The sequence below is a fragment of the Martelella alba genome, from assembly GCF_006516955.1.
Classification (GTDB): domain Bacteria; phylum Pseudomonadota; class Alphaproteobacteria; order Rhizobiales; family Rhizobiaceae; genus Martelella; species Martelella alba.
Genome location: NZ_VHLG01000001.1, coordinates 314,902 through 330,399 on the forward strand (window position 1 = coordinate 314,902; position 15,498 = coordinate 330,399).

At 57.8% G+C, this 15,498-nt stretch carries 14 protein-coding genes and 1 tRNA gene; 7 read left to right on the forward strand and 8 right to left on the reverse strand.

The genetic code is table 11. The annotated features are described in order from the left end of the window. Positions 1–2: 2 nt before the first annotated feature. The 5 genes from FJU08_RS01545 to FJU08_RS01565 all read right to left on the reverse strand — a co-directional run bounded on the left by FJU08_RS01545 (position 3) and on the right by FJU08_RS01565 (position 5,318). On the reverse strand, positions 3–785 hold the full coding sequence (locus FJU08_RS01545; protein WP_141147210.1) for a TatD family hydrolase: 783 nt from the start codon (positions 783–785) through the stop codon (positions 3–5). A gap of 1 nt (position 786) precedes the next feature. Continuing rightward, complete coding sequence (metG, locus tag FJU08_RS01550) at positions 787–2,343, reverse strand: methionine--tRNA ligase (protein WP_141147211.1); 1,557 nt, start codon at positions 2,341–2,343, stop codon at positions 787–789. Between the two features lie 189 nt (positions 2,344–2,532). Next, the gene (locus FJU08_RS01555; protein WP_141147212.1) at positions 2,533–3,558 is read right to left on the reverse strand and encodes a DNA polymerase III subunit delta'; all 1,026 of its coding nucleotides are present in this window, start codon (positions 3,556–3,558) and stop codon (positions 2,533–2,535) included. Further along, entirely contained in the window at positions 3,551–4,195 is a 645-nt protein-coding gene (gene tmk / locus FJU08_RS01560; protein WP_141147213.1) for a dTMP kinase, read from the reverse strand. Before tmk ends, FJU08_RS01555 begins: the two co-directional genes overlap by 8 nt. Before the next feature lie 118 nt (positions 4,196–4,313). Next, positions 4,314–5,318 (reverse strand): septal ring lytic transglycosylase RlpA family protein, encoded by a 1,005-nt coding sequence (locus FJU08_RS01565; protein ID WP_141147214.1) that lies wholly within the window; start codon positions 5,316–5,318, stop codon positions 4,314–4,316. A gap of 284 nt (positions 5,319–5,602) precedes the next feature. Between FJU08_RS01565 and FJU08_RS01570 the strand changes: the two genes are divergently transcribed. Then, positions 5,603–5,692, forward strand: a tRNA-Ser gene (locus FJU08_RS01570). 265 nt (positions 5,693–5,957) lie between these two features. Here the strand turns inward: FJU08_RS01570 and FJU08_RS01575 are convergent. The 3 genes from FJU08_RS01575 to FJU08_RS01585 form a co-directional block, all read right to left on the reverse strand. Beyond that, positions 5,958–6,893: an isoaspartyl peptidase/L-asparaginase family protein gene (locus FJU08_RS01575; protein WP_141147215.1), complete on the reverse strand. Its 936-nt coding sequence runs from the start codon at positions 6,891–6,893 to the stop codon at positions 5,958–5,960. Positions 6,894–6,944: 51 nt separating this feature from the next. Continuing rightward, positions 6,945–7,646: a creatininase family protein gene (locus FJU08_RS01580; RefSeq protein ID WP_141147216.1), complete on the reverse strand. Its 702-nt coding sequence runs from the start codon at positions 7,644–7,646 to the stop codon at positions 6,945–6,947. An 89-nt stretch (positions 7,647–7,735) separates the two neighbouring features. After that, entirely contained in the window at positions 7,736–8,737 is a 1,002-nt protein-coding gene (locus tag FJU08_RS01585) for a GntR family transcriptional regulator (protein WP_141147217.1), read from the reverse strand. Between the two features lie 191 nt (positions 8,738–8,928). Here FJU08_RS01585 and FJU08_RS01590 point away from each other — a divergent pair, with 191 nt between their 5' ends. The 6 genes from FJU08_RS01590 to FJU08_RS01615 all read left to right on the forward strand — a co-directional run bounded on the left by FJU08_RS01590 (position 8,929) and on the right by FJU08_RS01615 (position 15,442). Next, on the forward strand, positions 8,929–10,515 hold the full coding sequence (locus FJU08_RS01590; protein WP_141147218.1) for an ABC transporter substrate-binding protein: 1,587 nt from the start codon (positions 8,929–8,931) through the stop codon (positions 10,513–10,515). A 104-nt stretch (positions 10,516–10,619) separates the two neighbouring features. Further along, a complete protein-coding gene (locus FJU08_RS01595) occupies positions 10,620–11,558 on the forward strand; it encodes an ABC transporter permease (protein WP_141147219.1) in 939 nt (312 codons plus the stop codon). Next, the gene (locus tag FJU08_RS01600) at positions 11,555–12,400 is read left to right on the forward strand and encodes an ABC transporter permease (protein ID WP_141147220.1); all 846 of its coding nucleotides are present in this window, start codon (positions 11,555–11,557) and stop codon (positions 12,398–12,400) included. Before FJU08_RS01595 ends, FJU08_RS01600 begins: the two co-directional genes overlap by 4 nt. Further along, a complete protein-coding gene (locus tag FJU08_RS01605; RefSeq protein WP_141147221.1) occupies positions 12,397–13,395 on the forward strand; it encodes an ABC transporter ATP-binding protein in 999 nt (332 codons plus the stop codon). Before FJU08_RS01600 ends, FJU08_RS01605 begins: the two co-directional genes overlap by 4 nt. After that, on the forward strand, positions 13,392–14,378 hold the full coding sequence (locus tag FJU08_RS01610; RefSeq protein ID WP_141147222.1) for an ABC transporter ATP-binding protein: 987 nt from the start codon (positions 13,392–13,394) through the stop codon (positions 14,376–14,378). Before FJU08_RS01605 ends, FJU08_RS01610 begins: the two co-directional genes overlap by 4 nt. Positions 14,379–14,740: 362 nt before the next feature. Further along, positions 14,741–15,442: an outer membrane protein gene (locus FJU08_RS01615; protein ID WP_210245169.1), complete on the forward strand. Its 702-nt coding sequence runs from the start codon at positions 14,741–14,743 to the stop codon at positions 15,440–15,442. The last annotated feature ends 56 nt before the right edge of the window (positions 15,443–15,498 follow it).

Consider the following 15,498-nt stretch of genomic DNA (forward strand, 5'->3'; position numbering starts at 1 on the left):
TATCAGACCCGCGTCATCTTCGAAAAGCAGCGGAATGCGTTTTCTGTCGTAATCGCCGCTATGCCGGCCTCGTCAAGCCCTTTGACCTCGCCCAGAACTCGGGCAGTGTTGACCACATAGGAGGGCTCATTGCGCTTGCCGCGATAAGGTGTTGGCGCCAGATAGGGCGCATCGGTTTCAACCAGCAGCCGGTCAAGCGGAATATCAGCGGCGATATCGCGAATATCCTGCGAATTCCGAAAGGTCAGAATGCCGGAGAAGGATACATAGCCACCGAGTGCGACACCGGTTTCAGCCAATGCCCGGCCGGCCGAAAAGCAATGGAGAATGAAGGGAAACGCCCCGTTCTTCTCCGTTTCCTCCGTCAGGATCGCAGCCATATCCGCATCGGCGTCGCGGCTGTGAATCACCAGCGGCAGGCCCGTCTGACGCGCAGCCTCGATATGGCGATGAAGCCCGATTTTCTGCGCCTCGGCCTTGTCGGCGTCGTAGTGGTAGTCCAGCCCCGCCTCGCCGATAGCAACCACTTTGGGATGCCCGGCGAGGCGGATCAGGTCTGCCGCATCAACATCAAGTTCCTCATCGGCATTGCTGGGATGGGTGCCGACGGAACAAAAAACACTTTCGTACTTTTCTGCAATTTCAAGTATTTGCGGAAATTTATTAACGCGAGTTGAGATCGTTACCATCTGCTTGACACCGGCAGCGTGAGCCCGCGCGACAAGCGCGTCACGCTCTTCGGCAAAATCGGGGAAATCCAGATGGCAGTGACTATCGATCAACATTTCAGGCATTGTCCTTAGGTGCGACATAGCGCGGAAAGACCGGGGCGGGTTTTTCCAGCGGCGTGCCGGGTTTCAGGCGGCCGGCCTCGCCCAGATGGGCAAAATCGCGCGCGTCAGCAGGTGCGGCAACGAGATCCAGCAGCTTGGCCGAAGAATCCGGCATAAAGGGCTGCAGCAGGATCGCCACCTGACGGACGACTTCCGCGGTAACATAAAGCACGGTTGCCATACGGTCGGGATCGGTCTTGCGCAGCGCCCAGGGCTCCTGGCTGGCAAAATAGCGGTCCCCTTCGGAGACGACGGCGATGATGGCGGCCGTTGCCTTGTGAATGGCCTGCGCGTTCATGTCCGCACGCACCGTCTCGATAACGCCGTCGGCCATGGCCAGCATGGCCTTGTCCTCATCGGTGAACGGACCGGGTGCGGGCACCTGACCATCACAGTTCTTGACGATCATCGACAGCGAGCGGCTGGCAAGATTGCCAATGCCATTGGCGAGATCGGCATTGATGCGATTGCCAATGCCTTCGGCGCTATAGGAGCCATCCTGCCCGAAGGAAACCTCACGCAGCAGGAAATAGCGGAGCGGATCAAGCCCGAAATGCTCGACCAGTTCCTTCGGTCCGACGACGTTGCCGAGCGACTTCGACATTTTCTCGCCCTTGTTGAGCAGGAAGCCGTGCGCATAGACGCGCTTCGGCAGCGGCAGCCCCGCAGACATCAGGAAGGCAGGCCAGTAAACGGCGTGAAACCGAATGATATCCTTGCCGATCACATGAAGATCCGCCGGCCAATATTTCGCCCGCGGCCCATTCTGGTCCTCAAGGTAGCCGGTCGCGGTGATATAGTTGGTCAGGGCATCAACCCAGACATACATCACATGCCGATCATCATCGGGTACCTTCACGCCCCAGTCAAAAGTGGTGCGCGAAATCGAAAGATCATGCAGCCCTGACTTCACGAAGGAAATGATTTCGTTGCGGCGCTCCGCAGGTCCGATGAAATCAGGCTGATCCTCATAAAGCTTCAGCAAACGGTCCTGGAAGGTCGAAAGACGGAAGAAATAGCTTTCCTCCTCGACCCATTCGACCGGCGTTCCTTGCGGCCCGTAGCGCACACCATCACTGCGAAGCTCGGTTTCATCTTCCTGATAATAGGCTTCATCGCGAACCGAATACCAGCCGGAATAGCTATCCTTGTAGATATCACCGGCAGCAGCCATGCGCCGCCAGATCTCCTGCGAAGCCTTGTGATGACGCTCCTGCGTGGTCCGGATGAAATCATCATTGGAGGCATTGAGAAGCTTGCCCATGTCCTGAAAGGCCGCCGTATTGCGATCCGCCAGCTCCTGAACCGGAATATCTTCCTTTTTCGCGGTCTGCTGCATTTTCTGACCGTGTTCATCCGTGCCGGTCAAAAAGAACACATCGCGGTCATCAAGGCGCTGGAAGCGCGCCATGGCGTCCGTAGCAATCAGCTCGTAAGCATGACCGATATGCGGCACGCCATTGGGATAGGAAATCGCAGTCGTAATGTAATAAGGCTTCTTTTCGGTCATTCCCGCGGTTCCGATGCGCAAAGCCCGTGTTCCCCGAAAGCGATGCAGCGCTTGCGGGCTTCGGGCGAGTGGTGTTTCATTCAGGCTCCTGTCCTTAACGGACGGCCGTTTTGTCTCGAGCGGTCTTAACCCCAGACCACGGCGGCTTCAAGTCCAACCACACCGCAAAACGCCAATCAACCGACAGTGTCAGACCAGATCACGGATCGCACCGACAAGATCGATCATCAGCTGCTTCTGATCGAGATTGAAGGCCCGTGCCTGACGGATCTCCGCCGTCGCATCAACGGAGAAGGCTGCGATCGCCTCGGCGCGGCGCAGATTGCCATCAAGCGCGGCTTCACGTGCCCTGGCCTGCAGATCTTCCTCAAGATAGGAGAGGAAAAACGCAGCAATCGCCTCATTCTCACGCCTGGAAAGCGTGTCAGCCAGGCGATGGGTCAACAGCCGCGCCGCGCCATCATCGCCCGTCAGCACCTCGTGATAGCCAGCGATGATATCGCGGCCGCCATAGTTGATCAGCTTCAGCGCCTGACCGACACTGCCAGCGGCAAGCTGGGCGATCTCGTCGCGTTCATCCGCCGGAACGGCAATTCCCAGATGGGCGAGTGCTGCCATCAGATCATCCGTTGCAAGCGGGCGAAGCCGCAAGGGAAGACAGCGCGACCGAATGGTCGGAAGCAACCGGCCGGGCGCATGGGATAGAAGCATAAACAATGCGTTACGTGGCGGTTCTTCAAGTATTTTCAGAATGGCATTGGCCGCATTCCGGTTCAGATCGTCGGCCGCATCGACGATAACAATGCGCCAGTTTCCGGTACCGGATGTCTGCGCGAAGAAATGCCCTGCCCGGCGCACCTCGTCCACGGTGATCGCCGACTTCACCTTTCCGGTCTTGGCATCGACGGGCCGGCGGAGATGCAGGAGATCATGCGATGCACCGGATATGATCTGCCGAGTGACCGGCGATGCCAGATCTGGATCACCGAGCGTCAGCGGTGCGTCCTTGGCCACAGGATGATGCAGGATGTGGTTGGCGAAGCGAAACGCAAGACTTGCCTTGCCGATGCCCTCCGCGCCCTCAATCAGGATCGCGTGATGGTTCTTGCCGCTCTGATAGGCTTCCGCCAGATAGGCTTCTGCCGCCTTATGCCCAAAGAGCTTTGTATTTTCGGCCGGCGCCACAGCACCGTCCAGCACCTCACCCTCAGCCATGCGAACCCCCACCAAGCAAGGGCTCAATCGCACGCCAGATCGCGGCTTCCACCTGATCTGCATCGCCGGAGGCATCAATGACCACGCAGCGATCAGGCTCGGCTGCGGCAATAGCGAGATAGGCCTGACGCCGTGCTTCGTGCACCGCCAGATCTTCCTTCTCAAAGCGATCGACCGTGCCGCCAGCTCTGACCTGGGCCCGCGACAGCCCGGTCGCCGCATCAAGATCCAGGATCAGCGTACAGTCCGGCCGAACATTGGCGATGGCGATGCGCTCGATATTGGCAACGAATTCCGGTTCCAGACCGCCCGTCGCACCTTGATAGACGCGGGAGGAGTCGAAAAACCGGTCGCAGAGGACCATGGCTCCGCGCTCAAGCCCCGGGCGGATAACGTCTTCAACATGGTCATTGCGGGCGGCGGCGAACAGCATCACTTCCATTGCAACGCCGAACGGTTCCGCGGCACCAGACAGAAGAACATGGCGAACGGCCTCGCCGCCAACAGAACCACCAGGCTCCCGGGTGACCACGACATCATGCCTCATGGCAATCAGCCGATCACGCAGACGTCGGATCTGCGTCGACTTGCCGACCCCCTCGCCGCCTTCGAATGTGATGAACAATCCGCGCTTCAATGAAACCTCTCAGCAAAAACCTGTCCGAGCTTTAGAGCAAATTCCGGTCTTGCAAAAGGTCGCCGGTCAAAATCGCGCCTGCAGCCGGGCCCAAACCCGGCCTGCGACACGATCAGACTTATTTTTTCATCGGAATGGGAACCGTTGCAGGGATCACAACGTTCTTGGACATGACGGCAAAGGCATCCTCCGCCTGAACCTGCTGCGCGCTGCCAACCGGCTTTGTCGAATCGGCAAGGGCGAGTTGCTGTGACTGCGATGTCGCGGGCGCCAGCATACCGGGATCGCGTGTGGGAAGCGGAACAACGCTGGGGATAACAACCTGCGATACGGTGACCTGACCGACGGGCGCAGCAAGTGTCGGCTTCAGAACCTCTTCAGCCGCAGCCGAGGCGCTGGCCGATGTTTTTTCGGGCTCGGCGAAAGCAACAGCAGCCGAAGGCGCCGCAGGCGCAGACGCAGCTGGCGTCTCTGCCTTGGCGATCGCGGCATCGTCACCAAAGCGCTTGGGATCAACAATATGCTGATCCGTCTTGCCCTTTTTGAAGGAGGCCAGAAGAAATTTCATGTCATCCGGTTTTTCAGGCGCCGGGCCGACATAGTCGACGCGAACCTTGGCAACACCCGCTCCGGTCATATCCAGCATCTGCGCCGTCTTGTGCGACACATCAATGATGCGGTCATCAACGAAAGGTCCGCGATCATTGACACGGACGATAACAGAATAACCGTTGGAAAGATTGGTCACGCGAGCGTAACTTGGCAGCGGCATGGTGGTGTGAGCGGCGGAAAGATGATCGGCATCAAAGGTTTCACCATTGGCTGTCAGCGAACCGTCGAGTGAGCCGCCATACCAGGATGCCAGTCCCACCTTGCTGTAATTCGGGTTTGCGGCAGGCGTGTACCACTTCCCGTTGATCATATAAGGCTTTCCGACCTTCTGATAGCTTCGGATGCCGGCATTGCCGTCGGCGTCATCATCGGCCTTGGCGACTTCCTTCTTGCTACCCATCTCCAGAGACTTTGCCGTCTCGGTGATGCTGTTGCAGCCAGCAAGGAGAACGCTCAGCGCAATCAGAGCCACGGGGGCGACAAGCCCCCCAGAGAAACGGAAATCGTCCATGCAGTACTTTCTTGACTACCAACACGCTTGCTGGCGTGCTTAACCTCACGACATCATACGGACGTGCAATGCGCCGTAAACGCAATACCATGTCAGCCTAGAACGTGACCGATTTATGGCATGCTTAATTTGTCGTAGGATAATACGCGAATTAGGTGCATCGTCAATAATATTCAACTTTCTTGAATTTCATCATTTATTGGCCAGCCGGAGCATGACAGCCATTGACCGAAACAAGTGCCCGATGATAAAGCCGCCTTCCAGGTGCTTCAGGCACTACGGCTGGATGGGTGGCCGAGCGGTTTAAGGCACCGGTCTTGAAAACCGGCGTGCAGGAGACTGTACCGTGGGTTCGAATCCCACCCCATCCGCCACACACCAAGCTTACGCAATCGTATTTTTCCATAGACATCAATGCGCTATAGATTTCTGCATCTCTAGCACCGTCGCATTCCTCATTTTGCTCCACGCTTGCTGGAGGGAGTGTGTCCGGCTGCTCATGCGACGAAGATCGATCTTCCACTTGCTGCGTCGCGTGCCGGCGCAGTTTTCAGCGCCGGCCCTTTCGCTTTAAATCCGTAGCAACGAATCCCCCCTCGCCTGCGCTGAAATGCAGGCATGAGGAACCGATCGTGCCAGTCAGTCACTGTCACCATAAATTCCAATCACCGGCTGCGCTCCGGCACATTGCGAGGCGCGGTACATGCCGGCTGAGTTGAAGACCAGAACCGGACTGCCTGTCTTGCCAACAGCAATAACGCCGCCGCTTTCGGCCTCCAGCTTTTCAAGTTCGACCAGCACCTTGCGCTGCGCCGCCTCCATCAGGGTCACGCCGCCATACTCCATCATGGCTGCAATATCGCGGGCAACAGTCAAACGAATGAACAGTTCACCATGCCCCGTCGCCGAAACCGCGCAGGATGCATTACTGGCATAGGTTCCCGCGCCAATCACCGGGCTGTCGCCGATCCGACCCGGAGCCTTGTTGGTCATGCCGCCGGTCGAGGTCGCAGCCGCCAGGTTGCCGTTGCAATCACGGGCAACGGCGCCAACCGTGCCGAACTTGTTGTCATTGTGATCGAGAGAAATCACCTTCATCGCCCGCGCCTTTTCCAGTTGCTGGCGGCGATATTCGGTTTCGAAATAATCCTGCGATACACACGGCAAGCCATTGGCCCGGGCGAAGCGCGACGCACCTTCGCCACAGAAGGCCACATGCGGCGATTGTTCCAGGATCAGCCGCGCAAGGGTGATGGGACTGGCAACATCAGCCACCGAGAAGACCGCACCAACGGCCATGTCATGGCCGCGCATAATGGCAGCATCGAGTTCAAAGCTTCCGTCCGCCGTCAGCACTGCACCGCGCCCCGCGTTGAAAAGCGGATTATCTTCAAGCGCGACAACGCTGGCCTGAACGGCATCCTCGGCCGGGCCGCCAGCCTCAAGCACTGTCCGCCCGGCCGCAAGAGCGACCTCAAGCCCCTGCCGATAGGCGGCCTCCTTTTCCGGCGTCATCCTATCCTTCAGGATTGTGCCAGCACCGCCATGCAATGCGATCGCCCAATCAATTGACATCGTTCTCAAGCCCTTCAAAATTTTGCAAGATAGCAGTCCGGGGTTGCGCGCTCAGCGCCATGGCCCCTGGAGCAGACCACGCGTTTCTTCAACACCGACCTGCCAGATCGCCAGCATGTCTTCGTCAGGCTTCTCGTAATAGCCGCCAAAGTTGCCATCACCAATCAGCGCCTTCACACCTTCCGGCGCATTGATGCGCATGGTTGCGAAGTCCACGAGCGGTTTTTGCTGGCTCGGCTGGACAACACCGGCAAGACGCGTCCAGGGAAAGTTTTCCATCCACGACGCATGAGAGGCAAGCGGATCAATCTCGTGAACCTTGGCAAGCGTCTTTGGCGCGTTCCACCAATTGTGAAACTTTATCGCCACTTCGGGATTACGCCCCATCCACTGCAGGGCGAAATTCGCCGCCGGCTGATTGCCACCATGGCCATTGACGATCAGGATGCGGCGGAAGCCATGGGTCTTGAGGCTGTCAAAAACGTCGCCAAGCACGGCAAGATAGGTTTCGATGCCAAGGCAAACCGTGCCTGGATAAGCCATGAAAGAAGGCGTAATGCCATAAGGCAGAACCGGAAAGACGGGAACGCCGAGCGGTTCTGCGGATTCCACAGCCATGTTTTCTGCAAGGATGGAATCGGTCGACAGAGACAGAAAGGCATGCTGTTCGGTGCAGCCGAGCGGCAGAACAGCCAGATCGTCCTTTTTCAGATAGTCCTCCACCATCGACCAGTTCATATCGCTTATTTTCATTTTTTCCTCTTGTCCTGCATTCTCGCGGCGACCGGGTTCTGTCCGCGTGAACAGCAATCCCCAATCTGCCGATGGTGGTGTTTCCCGGTTCAGGGCTCCACTACGGTTTTGCTCCCGCCAGTTGCACCAACAGGCACGGGCTCGCCCGAGACCAATGGCAACAATACACGGTCCACGTCGGCGGGATCTGGAACGTGGCGGTATTCGAACATGGACGTACCCTGCGGCGCCTTTTCCGCCGTATCCTCCGTGCCGGTCGCATAGACAACGACATCGCTGGCAGCCAGAAGCTCCGGCACCCGCGGATCATCAAAATTCACGGCGACAACCTTGCCGACATGGGCGGCAAAACGGCGCATGGCAGATTGGAAAATCGGCAGGAAATCCGGGAATTGCGACAGTACCAGCAGCCGGGCCGTCGGCGAAATCGAGGCCAGCGCCATGCGTGTCGTTTCCGAGGGGATGAAGCGGATTGAAATGATTTTCGCCGTCGGCATCAGTGCCGCCAACTCCCTGCGCCGATTGGTGAAAGTAACCACATAATCAGCACTTGCAGCATGGGCACGCTTCTGCGCATCGCCATTCAGCGCGCGAATAGTGACGGGTTCAACGACAACCGCACCACCCAGCTGATCAAAGATCGCCTTGGCATAGCTGAGCGTGGCATCGGGAAAAAGTCCGGCCATGACAATGTGAAGCTTGGTTCCGGTCTTGCTGCGATAGGCAAGCCGCGCCTTCAAAAGAGCGGTCAGATCAGCGTCACCGACCCCCAGTTTTTCCGCCTGGGCGATGATGGCATCAATCTGACGATGCAGCGCCTCGATATCAGGGTGCTGGGCGGCACGCGCCTTGGAGCTGTCAGCTATGAAAGTCCCGGCGCCAGGCCGCGTCTCGATCAGGCCCTCTTCCTTCAGCTCGCGATAGACCTGGCTGACCGTCATCACGGCCACGCCAGCGGCTGTGGCCATTTCACGGACAGAAGGCAAGGCATCACCTGCCACCAATTCACCAAAGGCGATGGCAAATTCGATCGCCCCCTTCAGCTGCTGACGGACAGACATCGGTAGAGATCGATCGACCCGGAAATCCATTCAACCCTCGTAACTGTTATAGTTTTTTATTACACATTGCAGAGATGACTTCAATTCATTCCACGTTAAACCTGCGATTTCGCGACATGCTTGTCAGAATCTTTATGTTGACAACATTCCCCCTCGGTGAAATCGTTATAGGTAAATATATCGGTTTGTGGCCGCTATAGATCAACCAAAAGGGGATCCAGATGAAACATATCCTGCATGCCGCCCTTCTCGGCACGTCTCTATTCGCTCTGACTGCGCTGACACCGGCCTATGCCATCGAGCGCGGCGGCGTCATGACCTATGGCCGTTATGCAGACAGCATGTTCCCCGACCCGGTTTACAACCAGGGCAATGTCGATATCTGGGTTATCTCCAACCTTTACGACACTTTGATCCTGCCATCGGATGACGGCAAGAGCCTCAAGCCCGGCCTGGCGACAGACTGGAAGATTTCCGATGACGGACTGACAGTAACACTGACCCTGCGCCAGGGTGCTGAATTTTCCGACGGAACACCGATCACCGCCGAGGACGTACGCTGGTCGCTGGAACGTGCCGCCAATCCGGAACACGGCATCTGGAACTTCCTGCTTGGAGCCGTCGATTCGGTAGAGGCGGCTGACGATCAGACGATTGTCCTGCATCTGAAGCAGCCCGATCCAGCCATTCTGGCAGCCCTGACCGTATTCAACACCTCCATTCTTCCCGAAAAACAGTATGAGGCCTCTGCCGGCGATACCGATGAGGACAAGGCCAAGGATTTCGTCACCCACATGGTCGGCTCCGGCCCCTTTGTTCTGCAATCGTGGGATCACGGCTCCGACATGAAGCTGGTGAAGAACCCGAATTACTGGGCCAAGGGTGAAGATGGCGAGGCGCTTCCCTATCTCGACGGGATTGATTTTGAAATCATCCCCGATGATGCCACCCGTATCCTCAAATTGCAGTCGGGTGAACTTGATGGTGCCGAGCTTATTCCGCTGACCCGTGTGAAAGAGCTGCAGACGGACGCCAATGTCGACATGAAGCTGTTCCCGTCGACCCAGGTTGAATATGTCACCATGAATGTCCGTCCGGAACTTGATGGCGCAGCCAATCCGCTGTCGAATCTCAAGGTCCGTCAGGCGCTCAACCTCGCCACCAACAAGCAGGCTCTGATCCAGATCGTCACCCAGGGCGTCGGAACGCCGATGACCTCCTATATGTCAACAGCAACGCCTCTGCATTCCGGCGATACGCCGCTTTATCCTTACGACCTCGCCAAGGCCAAGCAGTTGCTTCAGGAGGCAGGTTTCCCCGATGGTTTCGAGACCAGCATTCTCGTTCTTGCCGGAAGCCAGAATGAAATCAGCATCGCAACTGCCCTGCAGCAGATGTGGTCGCAGCTTGGTGTCAAGCTGAAGATCAATCAGGTCGATGCCGGCACGCGCGACAGCCAGTATCGCGGCGGCACCTTCACCATGCGCATTTCCGGATGGACCGACGATATCGCCGATCCGAACGAGATCACCTCCTATTTTGTCTACCCGCCGACCATTGGCGCCCTGCACACCGGCTGGAGTGACGACAAGGCGACCACGCTGTTCGAGGCATCACAGAAGGAGCTTGATACAGCGAAGCGTGCCGACGAATACAAGCAGATCCAGGACATTTTCAACACGACAGGCCCGACCCTGCCGCTCTACGAGACGCCTTATCCGGTTGCCCTTGCCCCCGACGTCCACGGCTTTGTCCAGATCCCGCTCGGCAACAACCTGTTCCGCGCCGCCTGGAAGGGTGCTGAATAATCCATAACGGCGCGCCGCTCTTGCAGGCGGCGCGCCTGCCCGTTTCGCTTACGGGTGCTTACCAGTCCAGGCTCGGCCGCCACCTCCAAATCCAGGATCAGTTCTTGAATTCGCTCAGCTTCGTCATCAGGCGCATCCTTCAGATGATACCGACGCTCATCTTCATTCTGATCGTCACCTTCATCCTTGTGCGCCTCCTGCCGGGAGACCCGGCGACCGTCCTTCTGGGGGATCGCGGCCGCGATGCCGATATTGCCCGGATCAACGCTCAACTCGGCCTCGACCAGCCGCTGGTCATCCAGTTTTTTCACTTCGCCGGCAATATCCTGACCGGCCATCTCGGCGCGTCCATCGCGCTGAAACGGCCGGTCGCAGCCCTTCTGGCGGAGCGCCTGCCGGTAACGCTGATGCTGACCGCCATGGCAGCCATCATTGCGCTCTGTCTTTCCGTGCCGCTCGCCTTTGTTGCAGCGCTTCGGCCGAACCGCCTGACCGATATGATCGTGCGCGGCGGCTTTCAGATCGGCCTGTCCATGCCGGTCTTCTATATCGGCCTGTTGCTGTTGATCGTCTTCGGCGCCAAACTCGCCTGGTTTCCCGTTGGCGGCTTTGGCAAGGGCTTTTTCAGCCATATCTACCATCTGCTGCTTCCCGCCGTCACACTGGCGCTCAGCCTCTCGGCCGTGCTGATGCGCAATCTTCGAGCGGCAATTCTCAACATCATTGACGCCGAATATATCGATTTTGCCCGCGCCAAAGGGCTTTATCCGCGCCTGATCCTCACGCGCCATGTCCTGCGCTCCGCCCTGATTTCGACCGTGACCCTGTTCGGACTGCAGGTCGGCGTCCTGCTTGGCGGCGCCGTCATTACCGAAACAGTCTTTGCCATTCCCGGCGCCGGCCGGCTGATGATCGACAGCATTTATGCGCGCGACTATCCCGTCATTCAGGGGCTCACCATCTCGCTTGCCGTGATCGTTTCGCTGATCTTTCTGGCAACCGACCTTCTGCAGGCCTGGCTTGACCCGAGGATCATAAAATGAGCGCGACCACCGCAAAATCTAGCCGCTGGACAAAGCCCAGCTGGCTTTCTCCGGCCCTGATCGGCGGCGGCTTCATTCTTGGCTTCAGCCTGATGATCGCGTTTTTTCCCTCGCTCATCACCCGCATCGACCCCAATAGCTTCGATTATGGCGCCATCCTCGCGCCGCCAAGCCTGAGCCACCCTTTCGGCACAGACAGTTTCGGCCGTGACATGCTTTCCCGTGTTGCTCATGCCTATGCCATCGACATGCAAATTGCCGTTTTCGCCACCATCGTGCCCGCTATTGTCGGCACGCTGATCGGTGCCATTGTCGGCTATATCGGCGGCCCGGTCGAAGCCGTTTTCGGGCGCATTGTCGATGCCACAATCACCTTCCCTTTTCTGGTGCTGGTAATTGCAATTGTTTCCGTTCTCGGTCCCGGTCTTTTGAACATGTATATTGCCGTCGGCATTATCGACTGGGTTTTCTATGGCCGGCTGACCGTCGGCGAAATCAAGGTACAGAAGCGGCTTGATTACGCCGAGGCTGGCCGGGTCATGGGATATCGACCTGCCCGCATCATCTTCCGCCACCTCCTGCCCAATGCCATGACACCGGCTCTGGTCTACTGGATGACCGATATGGCGCTTTGCATTCTGCTCGGTTCCAGCCTCGGCTATCTCGGTCTCGGCGCCCAGCCGCCAGCGGCTGAATGGGGTGTGCTGATTGCCGACGGCAAGAACTTCATGACGACAGCCTGGTGGATTTCCGTTTTCCCCGGCATCGCCATTGTCGTCACCGGCCTCGGATTTTCACTTGTCGGTGACGGACTGACCGAACTGTTGAGGACAAAGCGATGAATGCGCAGTCCAGCATTTTGAGCATACGGCATCTGACCACGCGTTTTCCCGTTGGCGGAGCCATGGTCGAGGCCGTCGATAACGTCAACCTCGATGTCAGAGAAGGCGAAATTCTCGGACTGGTCGGCGAGAGCGGCTCCGGCAAGAGCGTCACGCTGCGCTCCATGGTTCGCCTGCTGCGCGAGCCCGCGACCATTGAGGGTCAAGTCATATGGCAGGGCCGTGATCTGATGACAATGTCGCAACGCGATCTCAGACGCGTGCGTGGCGGCGAAATTTCGATGATTTTTCAAGAGCCGATGACGGCATTGAACCCGATCCTGCCGATCCGCGTCCAGATTGAGGAAAACCTCGCCGCGCATACGGATATGACAGCCAAGCAGCGCTATGCCCGCGCCCTTGAGCTTCTCGATATAGTCGGCATTCCAGCGGCGAAAAACCGGCTGGAAGAATTCCCGCATCAGTTTTCCGGCGGCATGCGCCAGCGGGCGATGATAGCCATTGCGCTCGCCGCTTCGCCAAAGCTTCTGCTCGCCGACGAGCCGACAACAGCGCTCGATGTCACCATTCAGGATCAGATTTTGAAGTTGATCCTGGATCTGCGCGATAGCTTTTCCATGAGTGTCGTTCTGGTCACCCATGATCTTGGCGTTGTCGCCAGTACCTGTGACCGCGTCGCCGTGATGTATGCCGGACGCATTGTCGAAAGCGCAGATGTCGCCAGCATCTTTTCCGAACCGCATCATGCCTATACCTACGGTCTCATCGGCTCCGTTCCGCGCAGCGGACAGGAGCGCAAGCCGCTGCTCTCCATCGAGGGAACACCGCCAAGCCTTGCAGATATGCCCGCGGGCTGCGCCTTCAACCCACGCTGCAGCTTTGCGACCGAGCGCTGCCGCAAGGAGCGGCCGTTGCTGGTCGAAAGCGATGGCGCGCATATGGCCGCCTGCTTTCACCAGGATCGTGTCATCGCGGAAAAGGAGGCCCTTCAATGACCTCACCCAGCTTTTCCATTCTTGCGCTGAGCAAGGAATTTTCAGCCGGACGTTCTGTTTTCGCCCGGCTGCGCGGTCAGCCACCGCGAACCGTTCATGCCCTCAATGGCATTGACCTGGAGGTCAGGCGTGGCGAAACACTTGGTATCGTCGGCGAATCCGGCTGCGGAAAATCGACGCTTGCGCGCTGCCTTGTTCGTCTGCTTGAACCTGAAGAAGGCAAGGTCCTGTTCAAGGGGCATGATATTGCCGAACTGAAGGGCACGAAGCTGCGTGACTTCAACCGCCAGGTCCAGATGATCTTTCAGGACCCCTATAGCTCGCTCAACCCGCGCATGACCGTCCGCCAGATGCTGCGCGAAGCCTTGAGCGTACATAAAATGCGCCCGCCGGAAGCGATCGATGCACGTATCGCCGAACTTCTGGAGCTGGTTCGCCTGCCCCAGGATGCAGCCGATCGTTTTCCCCGGGCGTTTTCCGGTGGCCAACGCCAGCGTATCGGCATTGCCCGGGCGCTGTCGGTTGAGCCGGAAGTGCTGATCGCCGATGAGCTGGTCTCCGCACTTGACGTCTCGGTTCAGGCGCAGGTGATCAATCTGCTCTTGAAGCTGCAGGAAGAATTGAACCTCACTGTCATCTTCGTTGCCCATGATCTCAGACTTGTCCGTCACATTTCCCACCGCGTGGCGGTCATGTATCTCGGCCGCATCGTTGAGGTGGCCCCGACCGAAACACTGTTCTCAGCGCCGCAGCACCCCTATACAAATGCCTTGCTGAAGGCCGTTCCCGAAGTCGACCCCGCGCGTCGGCAGCGGAATGCATCAACACGTGGCGAATTGCCTGACCCGTTCCACATTCCTGCCGGCTGCCCGTTCAACACGCGCTGCCCCCATGCATTCGATCGCTGCCGTACCGCAATGCCGCTGCTCTCCCATCGAGGCCAAGACCATCTGGCGGCCTGTCATCTGCATGATCTGGGGTGAGGTCAGCTTAGGGCCTGCGCGCGCCTTTCGCCGCGCGCAACCGATCGGAAGAAGGCCTTTTGCCCCCCGAAATGGCTCACATTATAACCTCGATTGACATTCGAAACTCGACTCGGCGCCTGGCGAACTATGTCATTGTTTTTATGACATAGATAATTCGACCCGAATGACGTTTCCATGTAACATGCCGCTGCCGGGAACAGTACGTCACACTGGCAGCATGCACCGAAGGCCGTCTCACTGCCGTTTCCATTTGACCGGCCGTAAGTCGCAAGATACATAACCACTAGGGTGAGATGCTTGCTTTCAATGCATCATCGCCAAGCCACTTTAAATCCACGACAAGGTTCAGGAAAGTCATGATGAAAGCTGCTCGAAAGATATCGTTTGCTCTGGCAATTGCAGCGTTTCTTTCATCCGGGACCCTCTCAATGGCGCAGGAGTTGCCTGATTCTCTCAAGCCGATTGGCAATTTGAGTGGTCCGTACAGCCTGCTGATTCCAAACTATGACAACGCGCCGTCGATGTCATCGTGGCAGGGTTTCTATATCAAGCCGAATATCGGTTACGGCACGATGACGTTCGATAATTCCCTGCTGAAAGATGACGACGGCTTCACGCTCGGTGTCTCGGCTGGGTATGATTTCCTGCAAGGCCACCTGTTGTTTGGCCCGAGAGTAGACGTGAACTACGATTTCTTCAGCGGTGGTTCGTCCAGCAATGGCGGCCCCTACAGTTACAAGGCTTTCACGGATGTCGATGGCTCTGTTGGCGGCCGGATCGGCTATATCTGGAAGCGGACGCTGATCTATGGGACGGGCGGCTATGCCTTTGCCAATACCCACGTAAAGAACGAAACACTGGCCGTTTCCGACGCCAAAATCATGTCGGGCTGGACGGCCGGCGGCGGCGTTGAATATCTCTGGAGCAATACGAATGGCCTTCGCCTGGAATATAGGAGGGTCGAGTTCCCCTCCGAAAACTTCGACGTGCTCCCATCAGGCAACAACAGCGTTAATGCCAGCATGAACAAGATATCGGTCAGCTTCGTTCGCCGGTTCTGAAAGCGCACCATTCAGCAGGTACAGTCTCTGGCTTTTGGCAGGCCATCCCGGGCGCA

What these genes read in the sequence shown, in the direction of transcription:
- FJU08_RS01580 (WP_141147216.1), bottom strand. Translation starts at nt 7,646, where the DNA reads ATGAAAATAAGCGATATGAACTGGTCGATGGTGGAGGACTATCTGAAA.
- FJU08_RS01555 (WP_141147212.1), bottom strand. Translation starts at nt 3,558, where the DNA reads ATGGCTGAGGGTGAGGTGCTGGACGGTGCTGTGGCGCCGGCCGAAAAT.
- FJU08_RS01585 (WP_141147217.1), bottom strand. Translation starts at nt 8,737, where the DNA reads ATGGATTTCCGGGTCGATCGATCTCTACCGATGTCTGTCCGTCAGCAG.
- FJU08_RS01605 (WP_141147221.1), top strand. Translation starts at nt 12,397, where the DNA reads ATGAATGCGCAGTCCAGCATTTTGAGCATACGGCATCTGACCACGCGT.
- FJU08_RS01545 (WP_141147210.1), bottom strand. Translation starts at nt 785, where the DNA reads ATGTTGATCGATAGTCACTGCCATCTGGATTTCCCCGATTTTGCCGAA.
- FJU08_RS01615 (WP_210245169.1), top strand. Translation starts at nt 14,741, where the DNA reads ATGAAAGCTGCTCGAAAGATATCGTTTGCTCTGGCAATTGCAGCGTTT.
- metG (WP_141147211.1), bottom strand. Translation starts at nt 2,343, where the DNA reads ATGACCGAAAAGAAGCCTTATTACATTACGACTGCGATTTCCTATCCC.
- FJU08_RS01590 (WP_141147218.1), top strand. Translation starts at nt 8,929, where the DNA reads ATGAAACATATCCTGCATGCCGCCCTTCTCGGCACGTCTCTATTCGCT.
- FJU08_RS01565 (WP_141147214.1), bottom strand. Translation starts at nt 5,318, where the DNA reads ATGGACGATTTCCGTTTCTCTGGGGGGCTTGTCGCCCCCGTGGCTCTG.
- FJU08_RS01575 (WP_141147215.1), bottom strand. Translation starts at nt 6,893, where the DNA reads ATGTCAATTGATTGGGCGATCGCATTGCATGGCGGTGCTGGCACAATC.
- FJU08_RS01600 (WP_141147220.1), top strand. Translation starts at nt 11,555, where the DNA reads ATGAGCGCGACCACCGCAAAATCTAGCCGCTGGACAAAGCCCAGCTGG.
- FJU08_RS01610 (WP_141147222.1), top strand. Translation starts at nt 13,392, where the DNA reads ATGACCTCACCCAGCTTTTCCATTCTTGCGCTGAGCAAGGAATTTTCA.